The following is a 16,475-nucleotide window of genomic DNA, read 5'->3' as shown; positions in this document are numbered from 1 at the left end:
TTACTGTCAAAGCACTGAAGAGCGTCGAAAATAGGACGATCTGTGCTGCAAAATGCGGATGATTGTTATATTCTTCCGCAATTACTGCACTGTTAATCGATGTCGGCATCGCTGAAGCGCAGGGTCTCATCGAGTCCTTTCCCTCCCACGACGGACAGGACGTCCTAGTGTCGGTGTTGGTCACAGGACGTGACCGTTTTTAGCCGATTAGGAATCTCGCATATTCCATTGCTAAAGTGGTAATGGTTCCCAATTCCCACACAGAAATGGGATACACCATTTTCATAATAGATGGTGGCTGCGCAATGCGGACCCATGTTGGTTTCTTATCTGCAAAAAAGAGAGACACGATTAAACGTTGTGTCTCTCTTTTTTTCTATTCACTGCTCACTCGTTTTAAATAAAAGGTTGATCTTCCTTCCGCAAATTTAAGTAGAAAATCAATGCTAATGGCGAGCAAAGCCGCTGGTATTGAGCCTGCTAAAATTTTCACATCATCTGTTGATAAAATGCCACGAAAAATTAATTGGCCAAGTCCACCTGCACCTACAAATGTTGCAATCGTGGCAATTCCTATACAAATAACCATGGCGACGCGAAACCCAACCATCATCGTCGGTAAAGCTAATGGAAATTTTACTTGCAATAATAATTGTAGCGGTGTCATTCCCATTCCTTCTCCTGCTTCTATCAAATGTTCATCGACATTCTGCAGACCTACATACGTGTTCATTATAATTGGTAAAAATGAATAACAGACAAGCGCAATGATCGTCGTCGTATATCCAAGCCCAAAAACAATCATTATTAATAATAGTAATGCCAGACTTGGAATTGTCTGTATCATACTGACTGTCGTTTGAACAGTGACTGCTAACTTTTCATTACGTGTCATGATGAGAGCAATCGGGACACCGATGACAATTGCAAATAATACACCACTCAAGCTCATATACAGATGCTCTATCGTCAATGTAAGAATACTTTGCCAATCATCCAACATATATTGGAGCGTATTCACTAGCGTATCCATAAAACTGTCACTCCTTTTAGAATACTTGGCATTCGCCGGGTCTTTATGGCGAGTGCCTTAGTTGCACGCAGTAGGGGAAGTGCAACCTTGCACTTTCAAACCTATGAAAGGAAAACATTAGTCTTTTAACAACCCGATTTCTTTTAAGTAGTTCTCGGCAATTTCAGCCGGCTGAATTTTTTCTATATCTCCTAAATAATTTAGTTCTGTCATTGTTTCTGTATCGATTTTGCCGATAAGCATACTGATTGCCTCATCCACTTCTGGATGGTTTTCCAGTAAATCATTTCGAACTACTGGCGCTGCTTGATACGGTGGGAAGAAATTCTGATCGTCTTCTAATGTCTTTAAATCATATTCTTTTAGTCTAGCATCTGTTGAATAAGCTAAAACAATATCTACATCTTGATTATTAACAGCTTTATACACCACTCCAATTTCCATCGGTGACGTTTTTCCAAATTCCATATTGTACATTTCTTTGAAAGCTGGATATCCATCATTTGGACGTTCTAACCACGCATTATCTGTTCCAAGGTGTAAATCACCCGCGTGATCTGCGACATCAGAAACTTTTTCAAGTCCGAGTTCATCCGCTAAATCTTGCCTTACTGTAAAAACGTACGTATTTTCAAAACCATAAGAGTCATAGAATTTCTGATCATACTTTTCCAGTAAACCTTCTTGTACTATTTTAAGAGCTTCCTCCGGGTCACGAGGTGCATCATCGATTTGTAAACTACTCGATATGTCTGTTCCTACATATCTAACAGAAGAAATTTGGATTTCATTACTTTCCATCGCTTCAAGAACAACAGGTGTGGACGTTAGCCCTTCCACAATCTCTGTTTTTAAATCCGTTTCTTGTTCGATGACCAGTTTAATCATATGGGATAAAATGAGGTGCTCGGATGTGGACCATGATCCTATTTTAATGACATCCGATTTTCCACCGGAACTTTTAGAACAACCAACGACTACAAGAATCAGTACCAGAAAAGTCATCAATAGTAAACTAATTTTTCTCAAATGTCTTTCCCCCTTTGTTAATTACGCAACCCTTTAGGAGTTGCAAGTTTCTGAATTCTCCTCGTAAAAAAATCAGCTAAAACTGCCAATAATGCAGCTGAAATTGCTCCCGCAAGTAACATACTTTTATTGTTAATCGTAAGTCCGGTAAATACTAAGTATCCTAGCCCACCACCACCAATTAATGATGCCAATGTTGCCCAACTGATTGTATAAATAGTGGCTGTTCGAAAACCTCCCATTATTAAAGAGATGGACATAGGGATTTCAACTTTAAATAATATTTGAAAATCTGTCATTCCCATTCCTTTAGCAGCCTCTACCATCGCAGGATCTACGCCTCGAATTCCTGTATACGTGTTTTGCAGCATCGGTAAAATCGAATAAAGAAATAAAGCAACGATCGCCGGGAATGTACCGATTCCTATTAACGGAATCATAAACCCTAAGAGTGCAAGAGTAGGGATCGTCTGAATGATGTTTACCATTCCAATGACGATAGTACTGATTGATGTCATTCTCGTTAATAAAATGCCAATAGGTATGGCAACGATAAACCCTGCAATGACTGCAATGAAAGAAATATAGAGATGTTCCCAAATAACAGTTAATATATCGGAATGTCTTTCTAAAATGAATTCGATAAATTCACTCATGTAACCCCCCCTCTTGGAAGTTTTTCATTGGATAATTCGGTAACTTTAGTTTCACGGGAAGAAATATTAAATTCTCTTAAATTTTTTCGTAATCGGTCGGAACCAATAAATTCAACAACAAAATCATCAGCAGGATTTTGCAATAGATTTATCGGTGTATCTATTTGTACAATCCGACCTTCTTTCATTAAACAGATCCGGTCAGCAATTTTTAAGGCTTCATCCATATCGTGTGTAACGAAAACAATTGTTTTCTTAATCGTCTGTTGTAGGCGGACAAATTCATCCTGTAATTGTTCACGAGAGATAGGGTCAAGCGCACTAAAAGGCTCATCCATTAAAATAATAGGCGGTTCGGCAGCCATTGCTCGTATTACCCCTACTCGTTGCTGCTGCCCCCCACTGAGTTCCGATGGATACCTCTTTTTATACGATTCGGGATCAAGACCGACCATACTTAATAATTCGTCTACTCTTTTTTGAATGTCATTTGCGGGCGTCTTCTTCAATCTAGGTACTAGGGCAACGTTTTGAGCAATTGTCATATGTGGAAATAATGCGATTTGCTGGATTACATATCCAATACCCCGCCGGAGCTGAACCGGATCTTTTTGGGAAATATCTTCTCCATTTACTTCTATCGTTCCTGAGGTAGGATTAATCAACCGGTTAATCATTTTCATTGCGGTTGTTTTACCACACCCACTCGGGCCAATAATGACAAATAATTCTCCTTCATGAATATGCAGATCGATTCCTTTAATGATTGGAGTCTCATTGATCGTTTTACTTACTCGATGAAACCGAATCATGATTATCCCCCTTTTTTTAAATTTTCTAAATATATATAAATATATCATGAGTATGTCTAAAAAACCATTCAATTTTGTTAGCGCTTTCAGTTTACTGAAAAAAAATATACAAGATTTCTATAAAACGATCTTTAAATCTTGTATCAATTGTTTACGAATAAATGCATCTACAGCGATGACGCCTTTTCCTTTTGTTAATACTAACAACGGGTTCACGTCAAGCTCCAACAAACTATCTCTATGGTCTTCTGCATAGGAAGCAATTGCTTTTGCAGTAGCAATTACCGCTTCGATATCGCCTTCTGCTTTCCCTCGGAATCCTTGTAAAAGTTTTACCCCTTTTAATGTAAGCAGCCCCTCCATAATTTCTTTGCTTGTAGTCGGCAGTAAAATTGCTACGCTATCATTAAGTAAATGTACGAGTTCCCCGCCCATACTGATCACTAAAGCTAATCCAAATTGATCATCCCGTTTGATTCCGATATTTAATTCGGCAACCGGATTCGAAATCATCTCTTCAATTAAAAATTGCTTATCGTTGACCGGAAGATGGGTTAAATTTTGATTAATTTGTTCCATTGCATCGATAATTTCAGTCTTGTTTTGTAAATGTAACTTTACTGCTTCAAATTCCGTCTTATGAGCGAGTTCTTTACTGACACCTTTTACGACAAAGGGAGCATTCATCCCACTTAATACAAGTTCTTCTTCCTTCGTGACTACCATTCCTTTTGGTACTGGAACGCCGTATGCTTGTAACGCCTGTTTACCTTCCCACTCATTTAAAGCATATGCGCTTGAGGCGTCTGATGATGTGCAAACTAGAAATCTAGTAGGAATTTCCTCAATATTTTTTCTTTTGGCAAAATAGCGGTGAACCAAATAAAGTGCTTGAAATGCCTCATTTAATCCTTGCATCGGGGCAATGCCATGTTCAATTAATTTGTTTCTAATAGATGTCGGCAATCCTTCCGGTAAAGTAGAAACGACGAGTGTGTTCGTATTCGTCTGTTTTTTTGCTTCTATTAAAGCATTAACCGCTGCAATCCAAGCCTTAACATCACCATTATCTTGATCTAGTAAATCTAAAATTAACAGGGAAACATCAAAATCTCCTTTTAAAATTGCAGAAAAACATTCTTCTAATTCCTGCTTTTTCCCCCAGATCGACGTATTATAATCAAGTGGATTGGATACATGTTCAAATTCAGTAAAATGTTTTTCCAAGACTTCCACTTGCTCCTCTTGTAAATTAGGTAAAGTGAAGTTGTATGTCGCTGCTAAATCGGCAACGAGCGTCGACTCCCCGCCGGAACAGGTAAGTACGCCTAACTTCCTTCCTGTAACAGGGGCAACCACGGCAAATAGTTTTAGCGTTTCAAGTAATGCGTGTAAAGAATGAACACGACAAATATTCAAACGATCAAATAAAGCTAGGTACAACTCGTCGGAACCAGCAAGCGAACTCGTATGACTCATCGTAAGTTTACTCCCCATTTCTGATGTTCCAGTTTTCAGAGCTACGAGTGGAATACCTTTTTCCAACGCTTTTTTTGCAGCTTTACTAAAGGCATTAATATCTTTTACCCCTTCAATATGCAGTCCAATGACTGTTACTCTTGGATCTTCACATAAAGTACTAATATAATCTGCCATTTCTAAAACTGCTTGGTTTCCTACATCGATCACATATGCCAGTGGTAAGGAACGTTCATTCATCGTTAAATTCAAACTGATATTTCCACTTTGACTTATTATTGCGACCCCTTTTTCCACATTCGAAACACCGTGGCGGTCAGGCCACAATGAAATACGGTCAAGGTAATTCAACACCCCATAACAATTCGGACCAACTACCGCCATGTTCCCAGCTGCTTGAATCAATTCTGTTTGTAACTGTTCCTTCCCTATTTCAGAAAATCCAGCAGCGTAACACACACATCCTGCCGTACCGAGATTAGCCAATTCCTTTATAGCTTCAATGGTCCGGTCGTTACGAATTGCCAAAAACGCAGCATCAATTTTCCCAGGCACTTCTTGAATTGTTTTATAACACGGGATTCCGTCAATTTTTTCCTCGGAACGGCAAATTGCAAAGATTTCCCCTTTATAACCTAACTTTCTACAATTCCGAATTCCTTGTTGAACAAAATGTTTATTCCCAATATAGGCAATATTTCTCGGCGAGAGAAATTGACGCAAATTTGCATGTTTTAGATTCATAAAAATATACCCCCAACTCACCCTAATTCACATAAATATCCAGTCCACGCTTCTTGATCTGTCCACCGATGATGACGCGTTGGATTTCAGATGTTCCTTCCCATATCCGATCAACCCTTACGTCACGCCAAAGTCTTTCTACCGGATTTTCACGCATATAGCCCCGACCAGCAAGTATTTGCACCGCCTTGTCACAAACCCGCCCGACCATTTCCGAACAAAAAAGTTTTACAGCAGCAGCGAGTGCATGATTCAGTTTTCGGTTATTGCTCTCTGATAAATCCCAACAAACACGGTAAAGCATACTTTTTGCCGCCATAATTTCCATCGCCATGTCGGCTAACATAAATTCAATTGCCTGGAAATCACGAATACTCGTTCCGAATTGCTTACGCTCTGAAGCAAATGTGTTCGCCACATCAGTCGCTCGAATCGCCGCACCGACACATCTTGCCGCAATACCGAGTCGTGCTTCCACAAACCAATCTTTCGTCAGCTCATAACCTTCTCCAATCTCCCCTAAAATTTTGTTATCATCAACAATGACGTCTTCAAAAATAAACTCCGGATGTTCATATACAAAATTGTGTGTGTAGAGCGGCGTTCGTTTCACCTTCACTCCCGGTAAATCTTTCTCGATAAAAAACACCGTCGCCTTATTAGGATCTCCGTCTACATGTGCGTGTACGAGTAAATAATCTGCAACATCCCCAACAGTGACAAACCACTTTTCCCCGTTGATTTTAAAGCCACCATCAATTTTGTCCGCTCTGGTCATACATTGTTTCGGATCGGAACCTGCATTTTCTTCTGTAATCGCATATGCATCCCGTCGTTTTCCTAAGTTCGTTGGGATTAAATATTCTTCCTTTTGTTGTTTTGTTCCATCACGCATCGGATATGCGGGCTGAAAAACAGTATCCCAAATTGCATTCGTCACCTTTCCTAATTGTTCGTTAACGAGCATTTGTTCAAAAATGGTCAATCCTTGCCCGCCGTCTTCTTTCGAATGATTGATCGCATTCAGTTCCCAGTCCAACACCGCTTTATTAATGGTGCTTAGTTCTTCGGCCGGTAATCCATTATTTTCTTCACATTGCAATTCATAAGGCATTAAAATTTCTTCTGAAAAACGCTTCGCTTTATCTTGTAATTCACGATGTTCCTCACTTAGAGACTGATAAAAACTTTGATTCACTTTATTTTCCATAAGACTTCACCTCGTAAATAATTATTTAAAGGCTTTTTTAGCAGTTAAGAAAGTATAAATCCTTTCTTACTGCATAAGTGCAACTAAGGCTTTCGCCATAAAGGCTTGGCTATAAGCCAAGTTTTCTAAATCTATAACTGACTTCTTGCACCGAGTAAATGTTCCCCACCATCAATTTCAAGCGTAGTCCCTGTAAAATAACTTCCGGCAGGAGATAGTAAATATGCTACAGCATGAGCAACTTCATTAGCTGTACCCATTCGATTGATCGGAAGTTCTTCAATTGATTTCTGCAAATGTTTTTCATCATATTGTTCTAATCCATCTGTTTGAATTGTTCCGGGAGCAATCGTATTTACCGTAATTCCTTGACTTCCCCACTCATACGCCAAAGTTTTTGTCATATTCATTACTCCAGCACGTGCCGCTGCGGCATGCACCATTCCAGGCATTCCTGATTTTAGACAGAGTACGATGTTAATAATCCGCCCTTCACTCCCTTTTACGATGAGTTTTTTAGCAAATGTCGAACTCATATGCCAAGTACCTTGTAAATTTAAATCGACAACTGCACGGAACCCACCATGTGAAATTTCTTTAGCGGGGGCGGCAAATTGCCCGCCAGCATTGTTGATTAAAAAATCGAGCGTCTCCCATTTTGAAAAAATTTTCTTGAATAGTTCCTCTACCTCTGTTTCGTCACGAATATTTACAGGGAGATAGTCAACTTTGATATTTTTTTCACGCAGTTGTTGAGTAGCATTTTCTAACTTTTCCACTGTTCGTGCGGCAATAATGACGTGCGCTCCTAGACTTCCGAGTAATTCTGCAATCGCAAAACCTATTCCTGTTCCTCCTCCTGTGATGAGCGCTCTTTTTCCTTTAAATAGATCAGCAATAAAAACTTGTTCATTTTCCATCCAAACACCTCCTTCTATTGATTGAATACGAATTTATTATTAATTACCTTTCCAGATAGGATTTCTATTTTCCGCAAACGACGCCATCCCCTCGTTTGCATCATTTGATTTAAGCATTTTCGGATAAAAGGTGAGTGCATCACTTCTCATCGTGCGATATCCTTCTTCAATGCTTTGATGTTCGGTATGTTTCAATACTTCCTTGACAGCAGCGATGGATAGTGGTGCTGACTCAACGATTTTTTTCGCGAGCATCCACGCTTCATCAAGCAACTTTTCTAATGGGACAATTTTATTTACAAGGCCAAAATGATATGCCCTTTCTGCAGACAATCGCATACCCGTATACATCATTTCTAACGCAATCGCTCGAGGAAGCCTTTTTGGCAAGTGTAACACCCCTCCTGAATCAGGGATAATTCCAATTGTCGTTTCAGGGAGAAAAAATTCTGCATGATCAGTGGCAATAATTAAATCACATGCTAACGCTAATTCAAATCCCCCCCCAACCGCAAGCCCATTTACCGCCGCGATCACCGGTTTGTGTAAATGATGCATCTCCGTCAATCCAGCAAACCCACCCGGGCCATGATTGGCATCTACTGCTTCCCCCGCTTTTAGATCCCATCCCACGGAAAAAAACTTATCCCCACCTCCTGTAATAATTGCAACCCTTAAGGAGTCATCATCGTTAAATTCTTTGAAAATTTCTCCTAGCTCGTTACTTACCCCGGTATGAATGGCGTTTACTTTCGGGCGATCAAGCGTAATTTCCAAAATCGAGTCCCTTTTTACTATATTTATCCCATAGTTCCTCACCTTCCCCCTAAAAAACGGTTCTATTTATTTAGATGCAAAAACCGTGCCAACTATATTTTTAAGTGAAAACACGGTTAATAAGCCATTTTTATATAGAATGTGAGTTTAATTGAACTCAGTGAATAGTAAATAACTCACCAAAGGGAATAATTAGACATTTTCCAACATATAATTTTTAGAAAACTTGGCATTCGCCAAGCCTTTATGGTGAAAGTTAAAGTTGCACTTATGCAAGTCAAGAAAGTTTTATACTTTTTTATTTGCCAAAAAAGTATGCTAAACTAATAGTAAATTTATAATTCTGATAATTATCGAAAGGGGTAAGAAATGAGTCCTTTAGAATTGATAAATGATAAAGATAGTCCATTAGGAAAAATTTTGGACTATGCTTCGTACGAGATTTATGTTTTGGATAAGGAGCGGAACATAGTCTACGTTAATAACAAATGTGAAAAACATTACGGATTAAAAGCCACCGATTTGCTGGGAAAAAATAATTCAATTTTCGTACAAGATGGCTACTGGACTCCGTCGATCGTTGATACTGTTATGGAAAAGAAGGAACCTGTCACGATCCTGCAAACTACGTATATCGGAACGGAACTTTTAACGACCGGAGTTCCAATAATTGATCACAAAACGAATGAGTTGGAACTTGTCGTCATCTCAGCTAAAGAAGTTCAATCCTTTAAAACAGTACATCAACAGAAACAATTAGACGTACCAGAATCTTCTGGACAAATTGAAAAAATCGTTACGAATAACGATAAAATGAAACACCTATTAAACATGTTAGAGCGTGTTGCACCTGTCGATTCAACAATTCATATTCACGGGGAAACTGGAACCGGGAAAGGGATTATTGCCAATAGGATTCATCAATTAAGTCCACGAAGAGATAGGCCAATGGTGACGATTAACTGTACAGCTATTCCAGAAAGTTTAATCGAATCCGAATTATTCGGCTATGCCCCAGGTGCATTTACCGGTGCAAAAAGGTCAGGAAAAATAGGACTGATCGAATCTGCAAATAAAGGAACCGTGTTTTTAGATGAAATCGGAGAAATTTCTATGGCGATGCAGGTAAAACTTTTACAAGTCATTCAGGAGAAGCAATTTATTCCAGTCGGTGGAAATGAGGCTGTAAAAGTAGATGTCCGGTTTATTACCGCAACGAATAAGGATTTGAAACAACTCGTCAAGGAAAAGTTATTTAGAGAAGACTTATATTACCGCTTGAATGTGATCGATTTAGAAATCCCCGCATTGCGAGAGCGCGCTGACGACATCGTCCCTTTGACATATTATTTTTTAAATAGATACAATAAAAACTATAATTTCGATAAATTAATATCAGAGGAAGCACTTCAATTAATTACTAGATACGCCTGGCCGGGAAATATTAGAGAGTTGCAAAATGTGATTGAAAGAGCCATTGTAATTTCTGACACTATTATCCAACCAAAAGACTTATCACATAATCTTCAACAGCAAATCATCCATGATGTAAACCTGGAACATCATGGCCTTGATGTTGCAATTGAAAAACTAGAGGAAAAGATCGTATTAGAAGCGTACAAGGATCATCCAAGCACTCGGAAATTGGCAACACACTTAAACATCAGTCAATCCCGCGCTTCAAAATTAATAAGGAAATATCGAAAAGGGTGATCGGGAGATTGAGGATCACCTCTTTTATTTTGAGGGTTAATTGCGGATATGACTTGCGCGAGTTTTGCTTGACTCATGCGACTTTCATCCTGAATTGCACCACTTACAGTCCTATCAAAGTCCACTCATCCTCAGGCTCGTATATAGCGAAATTCAGCTCATTAAACAATGTCGTAACATCCCGTGTTTCTTTCTCATACGGAATCTCTTCTCCATAATTTAAAAAGTCAATTGCATATTGAACGGTTGTCGCAACACCAAGTTTTAACACGTTTTCATCAATAGCAAAATGAGTATTATGGTGTTCTGCCCCGACTCTTTTTTCTACATTTTTTATTCCAACAAAAGCAAACACACCTGGAAAACACTGTTGGTATAGTCCAAATGACTCTGACGCCATCCATGCATGATGTTCAGTCAACGCATTTTTTCCTAATGTTTTTATAATTGCATTCGCCGCAATTTCTGAACAAGTTTCTTCGTTATCTACAAATAAATGAATCGGTACGGGCTCCTGTATAAAATCGTAGTTACAATTATTTTTATGACATGCTTCATCTAATAGGCGAATAAACAGCTGCCTTGCCGCTTTCCCTTGTTCCTCTTGGAGAAAACGTGCTGTTCCACTAAAGCAAAGATCATCAGGGATCACATTTGCAGATGAACCGGCTTGGATGCTCCCGACCGAATACGTAATCGGCTCAAACGGCTTTAATGACCGAATCCGTGCCGCCTGTAAATCATTATAAAAATCGATAAAACATGCAATTGGCGAAGTCGCTAAATCTGGACGCGAACATGTCCACTCTTTTCTCAAATCAAGACTTCAAATGGGAAAATCCCCGCCATCCGCGGCCCAGCATCTACTGAAATTTTTCCGGACGGAATATCATTTTTCAAGTGAATCCCCCATACACACCGTCTGCGCCGATTTCGACGAGACGCTTTAAAATCCGGTAAATTCCTTTCCCCCATCCAGATGAAAACCGGGAACCAGGAAAGGAGTTTTTTGAATGGTATGTTTGACATAGTTTTCCGCCTTCAATAGTTTCTCTATTAAGTATATGCTTCTTTTTGGAAAAATTCATTTGAAATTTTTCGGGAGGACTTCGATTTATACTAGTGCTCATGGATTTATCCGCGAAGCTTCCGGTTTATCCGTGCAATCTTTTAACGCATTTTATCAGCGATTTCCACATAATATCGGCGACTGCTCAGATTTATCAGCTTCCATGGTGGTCTCGCATTGGGTAACGTATTAGCGAGTACTTTAGGTATTGGGTTTGTCGCTCCTCCTGTAGAATTGAGAAAGCAGCTAAAGGGATGTTGCCATTCTATGCAGCAATGATTACAGTATTATTAATGGTTGCATATATTCCGCAGCTACCTTATTCTCGCTCGCTTTATTTAGTAAATAAGAAAAGTGAATCACTGTGGTTGAGAACTTTTTCAAATTAGCACAAGCTTTTTACAGACTGAAATAATGATATAAAGGCGTAAACTTGTTAGTATACAATATAGACAGTAAAAATGATGCAATTAATTAAATGGTTCACCAATTGCAAAAAAATAAAAGCTCAAGGAGTGAATCATGAGCAAGTCAATTTATAATCATATATATATATTTTATGCAGCAGTCTTACTTATTCATTTAGTGAATGTATTTTTGGAAATACCATTTGTTGATTTGATTTTATCCATTTGTGCGATTATTATGTTTTTGTTTGCATTTGTAAAAGCTACAACTATTTTTAAGGTGCTAGGTATTGTATTTGTATCAATTGGTTCGTTTTTTTATGTAACGACTCCTACAACTTTTATGGAGACAATCTGTGTATTAAAAGATAATTTCCCGTTATTAACGCTTTTTATGATGTTACCTTGGATGAATAGTGTCGTTAGAAGTGGACGGTACGATTCACTCCTTAGTAAGATTATGAAAGTGAATACAAAAGAGTTGGGGACATTATATAATCGAAGTTCACTAGCAACTTTTTCTTTGGGAACGTTTTTAAACTTACCGGCGATAACCATTTCGCAAAGCATTATAAAATCAAATTTAAAAACGATCCCTAAGCGCCTGAGAAATCAATTTATTAATATGGCTTCGGTAAGAAGTTATACGATTGCATTATTGTGGAGTCCGTTAGAAATTATCGTTGCTGTCGGTGTATTCGTTACAGGGGTAAAATATGTTGAAGTACTGCCGTGGTTATTGTTGGTTGTAGTCTTAATATTTATACTAGATAACATTATTGGTAAGCTGAAATATAAAAAATACCCTTACCGTGAAGGCGGAAAAACACGAACGTTCACAAGAAAAGACTTTAAAAAGATCATTGGACTTATTGGAGCATTAGCACTATTTTTAATTATTATTGTCATCGCCGGCTATTTTGACAAGATCGATTTTATTATGACAATCACCCTGTTAATTCTTCCATTTACGTTCCTATGGGCAATTGTCATCAAACGCTTGCGACGTTTCACTGTGGTCGGATGGAATGCCTGGAAAAGCAGTACAAATGGGATGCATAATTTTATTGTTTTATTTATTTCACTTGCTTTATTCAGTAACGGGATTACAGAATCAGATGCATCGACGTATATCCATGAATTTATCTTAAAGTTTTCAGACTCTCCGCTCATGCTCATGATCGCAATTCAATTATTTATTTTGATAATGAGCTTGTTCGGAGTTCATTCCATTGCGTCCATTGGAATTCTTAGTGGATTGATGGTTCCATTAATGGAAATTATTGAACCTATCAGTCTAGCGATAATTTTAATTGTTAGTTCCGTATCTACTTTTGCGGTCAGTACGTATGGATTACTCGTAACAATAACATCTTTTAATACAAAACAAAATCCTTATCGGATAACGTTTGATAATATTGCATTCACATTGATCTGTGGTTTACTTGGAACAATATTAGCATACGTATTGATGTTATAGAGGATGTTCAAAAAGTCCGGTAAAAATGACACTGCGAATATCGCACGAATGCTTGTTTCTCCGCTCCTTGAAAAAGGAAAGCACTTTTTCTGCGTGCTAAAAGCGTTCGCTCATGTATCTAAATGCATACATTCCGCTGACGGGAACTGCGCCGCCTCGAACTTCTTGGTCCTTTTTATCCTCCTGAACACGCACTTATAGCTTTTTGAGTTCAAGTCTTTTTACGAAGTTAATACTTTGTGAAAAGGCTCTTTTTTATGGGGAAATTGAGCCACTTCATTACTGTATACGATGTGGTGAACAGTGAAAAGACTTTTTAAACCAAAAGTGTACTTATTTCCTCACAAATAATGGCGAAGAGCACTAGTTAGAGAGAGACTAATTTGCTAAAATAAAAGAGATGAATAATACGATAATTCTCCATTTTTGGAGAAATTTTCATGATGGGGATGACAAAAGATATGAAAAAAGAGGATCCACAGAAAAAACAACCGATATATCTTTACCTAGTAATCTTTTTTGTCGTTATTTTATTAAATGCGTATATTTTTCCAGCTATTTCGGAAAAGTCAATAAAAGAAGTAGATTATGGTACCTTTCTAAAGATGGTTGATGATGAAAATGTTGATGAAGTAATCATGAATCAAAACTTTATTGAATTTACATCGACTAGTGAGAATGATGAGCTGAAGTATAAAACGGGAGTAATTGATGATCCAGGGTTAGTAGATCGACTTCATAAAGCAAATGTGAAGTTTACGAAAACAATTCCGAAAGAAAATTCCCCGATTCTTACATTTATTTTATCGTGGATTGTGCCTATTATCATCTTTCTTTTTATTGGACAACTACTAATGAGAAGAATAGGAACAGGTGGAACAGGAAACGCATTAACGTTTGGAAAAAGTAACGCAAGAGTGTATGTAGAAGCAGAAGTCGGTAAATCATTTGATGATGTTGCAGGTCAGGATGAGGCGAAAGAAGCGCTCTTAGAAATAGTTAAATTTCTCCATAGTCCGCAGAACTTTAAAGAAATTGGTGCTAAAATGCCTAAAGGTGTTTTATTAGTCGGTCCTCCAGGTACTGGGAAGACACTGATAGCAAAGGCGCTTGCAGGAGAGTCAAAAGTTCCTTTTTTCTCTATATCAGGATCAGAGTTTGTAGAAATGTTCGTTGGTACAGGTGCTGCTAGAGTTAGAGATTTGTTCAAACAAGCTGAAGAAAAAGCACCTTGTATTGTGTTTATTGATGAATTAGATGCAATAGGGAAAAGACGCGGTATTGGTGGCATTCAAGGTGGTAATGACGAACGAGAACAGACATTAAACCAATTACTTTCTGAAATGGACGGCTTTGATGCAGATAAAGGTATTCTTATTTTGGCAGCTACGAATAGACCGGAAGTGCTGGATAAAGCATTACTGAGACCGGGACGTTTTGACCGCCGGATTCCGGTAGAGTTACCAGATTTAACTGCAAGGAAAGCTATATTGAAAGTTCATGTACGAGATGTTAAATTAGCGGAAGATGTTGATTTACATGAGATTGCAAAAATGCTGCCTGGTGCATCCGGAGCAGATCTAGCTAATATCGTGAACGAAGGTGCACTTCGAGCTGTAAAATTTGGTAGAAAAGCGGTAACCCAAGAAGATTTAGAAGAGTCGATTGAGGTAGTTATTGCTGGGTATCCACGTAAAAATAAAGTACTTCAGAAAAACGATAAATGGACTGTTGCTTATCATGAAGTAGGACATGCACTCGTGGCGGCAAAACAGTCTCATTCAGCACCAGTTCATAAAATAACCATTGTGCCAAGAACGTCAGGCTCTTTAGGTTATACTTTGCAAGTGGAAGAAACAGATCAAGTGTTAATGAGTAAAGAACAGATGCTGAATAAGATTACAACGTTAATGGGTGGGCGAGCTGCAGAAGAACTTGTTTTTAATCGAATTACTTCCGGTGCAGCGAATGATATTGAGCAAGCGACTAAAATTGCTAGAACGATGGTCACGAGATATGGCATGAGTGATAACTTTGGCATGATGGCACTTGAAACTGTGAAAAATCCTTACCTAGGAGAGGATACCACTTTACTCGTAGCCCCAGATACTGCTTCTAAAATAGATGAAGAAGTACAAATGACTATTAAAACCTGTTATGATAAAGCGCTCGAAATGATAAAAGATAACGAAGGTAAACTTCATGAAATTGCGGAATACCTGTTTGAAGAAGAGACAATCACCGGGAAAAAGTTTATGGAAAAATTAAATGATTAAAATTCCCTGTGACTTATTTACTAGAAAGTTATCTTCATTTTGTTTATATTTAAAATAGTATACAAAAGTAAGTCGGCAACCTAACTAAAACGTTTCACTCCAAAGACGAACGATTAAGAGATAGGCGTTTTCAGTAGTTGGATTAGACGTAGTTGAAGAATACTGTGACGTAACTATTTATCACCGTTGGGGAAAAGTGACTCTACCTCCGCTCCGGAATGTGAGTCGATTAACAACATGCAGAGTCCAGATCTAAGATGTCGAGTCGATCCGCATGACGTCGAGTCTTTTTCCAACATGTCGAGTCGATCTGCAAGATGGGTAGTTTCGATAGTAATCGTGACCGTTTTGGGTAAGAGTCATGGAAAACGGGCATGTTTCGATAGTAATCGTGACCGTTTTGGGGAAGAGTCATGAAAAACGGGCATGTTTCGATAGTAATCGTGACCGTTTTGGGGAAGAGTCATGAAAAACGGGCATGTTTCGATAGTAATCGTGACCGTTTTGGGTAAGAGTCATGGAAAACGGGCATGTTTCGATGTTAATCGTGACCGTTTTGGGTAAGAGTCATGGAAAACGGGCATGTTTCGATAATAATCGTGACCGTTTTGGGTAAGAGTCGTGGAAAACAGGCATGTTTTGATGTTAATCGTGACCGTTTTGGGTAAGAGTCATGGAAAACGGGCATGTTTCGATAATAATCGTGACCGTTTTGGGTAAGAGTCATGAAAAACGGGCATGTTTCGATAGTAATCGTGACCGTTTTGGGTAAGAGTCATGAAAAACGGGCATGTTTCGATAGTAATCGTGACCGTTTTGGGTAAGAGTCATGGAAAACGGGCATGTTTCGATGTTAATCGTGACCGTTTT

At 38.5% G+C, this 16,475-nt stretch carries 11 protein-coding genes and 2 pseudogenes; 3 read left to right on the top strand and 10 right to left on the bottom strand.

The features are described 5' to 3' along the window. The 9 genes and pseudogenes from SPD89_RS13955 to SPD89_RS13915 form a co-directional block, all read right to left on the bottom strand. Positions 1–118, bottom strand: a pseudogene (locus SPD89_RS13955) (AEC family transporter); the annotation flags it as partial. A gap of 258 nt (positions 119–376) precedes the next feature. Continuing rightward, complete coding sequence (locus tag SPD89_RS13950) at positions 377–1,033, bottom strand: ABC transporter permease (RefSeq protein ID WP_336262557.1); 657 nt, start codon at positions 1,031–1,033, stop codon at positions 377–379. Positions 1,034–1,150: 117 nt separating this feature from the next. Then, complete coding sequence (locus SPD89_RS13945; RefSeq protein ID WP_336262556.1) at positions 1,151–2,062, bottom strand: glycine betaine ABC transporter substrate-binding protein; 912 nt, start codon at positions 2,060–2,062, stop codon at positions 1,151–1,153. A 17-nt stretch (positions 2,063–2,079) separates the two neighbouring features. Next, positions 2,080–2,718: an ABC transporter permease gene (locus SPD89_RS13940; RefSeq protein WP_336262555.1), complete on the bottom strand. Its 639-nt coding sequence runs from the start codon at positions 2,716–2,718 to the stop codon at positions 2,080–2,082. A 17-nt stretch (positions 2,719–2,735) separates the two neighbouring features. Beyond that, positions 2,736–3,530 (bottom strand): annotated as a pseudogene (locus SPD89_RS13935) (ABC transporter ATP-binding protein); the annotation flags it as partial. A gap of 117 nt (positions 3,531–3,647) precedes the next feature. Then, positions 3,648–5,753 (bottom strand): acetate--CoA ligase family protein, encoded by a 2,106-nt coding sequence (locus SPD89_RS13930; protein ID WP_336262554.1) that lies wholly within the window; start codon positions 5,751–5,753, stop codon positions 3,648–3,650. Between the two features lie 22 nt (positions 5,754–5,775). Continuing rightward, positions 5,776–6,963, bottom strand: coding sequence for an acyl-CoA dehydrogenase family protein (locus SPD89_RS13925; RefSeq protein WP_336262553.1), 1,188 nt, complete (start codon positions 6,961–6,963; stop codon positions 5,776–5,778). A 131-nt stretch (positions 6,964–7,094) separates the two neighbouring features. Continuing rightward, a complete protein-coding gene (locus SPD89_RS13920) occupies positions 7,095–7,883 on the bottom strand; it encodes an SDR family oxidoreductase (RefSeq protein WP_336262552.1) in 789 nt (262 codons plus the stop codon). A gap of 39 nt (positions 7,884–7,922) precedes the next feature. After that, positions 7,923–8,660: an enoyl-CoA hydratase-related protein gene (locus tag SPD89_RS13915; protein WP_336262551.1), complete on the bottom strand. Its 738-nt coding sequence runs from the start codon at positions 8,658–8,660 to the stop codon at positions 7,923–7,925. 369 nt (positions 8,661–9,029) lie between these two features. Here SPD89_RS13915 and SPD89_RS13910 point away from each other — a divergent pair, with 369 nt between their 5' ends. Then, a complete protein-coding gene (locus SPD89_RS13910; RefSeq protein ID WP_336262550.1) occupies positions 9,030–10,373 on the top strand; it encodes a sigma-54 interaction domain-containing protein in 1,344 nt (447 codons plus the stop codon). Positions 10,374–10,476: 103 nt separating this feature from the next. Here SPD89_RS13910 and SPD89_RS13905 read toward each other — a convergent pair whose 3' ends face one another. Further along, positions 10,477–11,190 (bottom strand): peptidase dimerization domain-containing protein, encoded by a 714-nt coding sequence (locus tag SPD89_RS13905; protein WP_336262549.1) that lies wholly within the window; start codon positions 11,188–11,190, stop codon positions 10,477–10,479. Positions 11,191–11,964: 774 nt separating this feature from the next. Between SPD89_RS13905 and SPD89_RS13900 the strand changes: the two genes are divergently transcribed. Both SPD89_RS13900 and ftsH read left to right on the top strand, forming a co-directional pair. Further along, positions 11,965–13,329 carry a hypothetical protein gene (locus SPD89_RS13900; RefSeq protein WP_336262548.1) on the top strand — a complete coding sequence of 455 codons (1,365 nt, stop codon included), beginning with the start codon at positions 11,965–11,967 and terminating at the stop codon, positions 13,327–13,329. A gap of 440 nt (positions 13,330–13,769) precedes the next feature. Then, positions 13,770–15,605, top strand: a complete 1,836-nt coding sequence (ftsH, locus tag SPD89_RS13895; protein ID WP_336262547.1) for an ATP-dependent zinc metalloprotease FtsH — start codon at positions 13,770–13,772, stop codon at positions 15,603–15,605. The last annotated feature ends 870 nt before the right edge of the window (positions 15,606–16,475 follow it).

It is taken from the genome of Pseudogracilibacillus sp. SO30301A, from assembly GCF_037072025.1.
GTDB lineage: Bacteria > Bacillota > Bacilli > Bacillales > Amphibacillaceae > Pseudogracilibacillus.
Note: the sequence above shows the minus strand (reverse complement) of the source record. Positions and strands in the feature narration are given on the sequence as shown.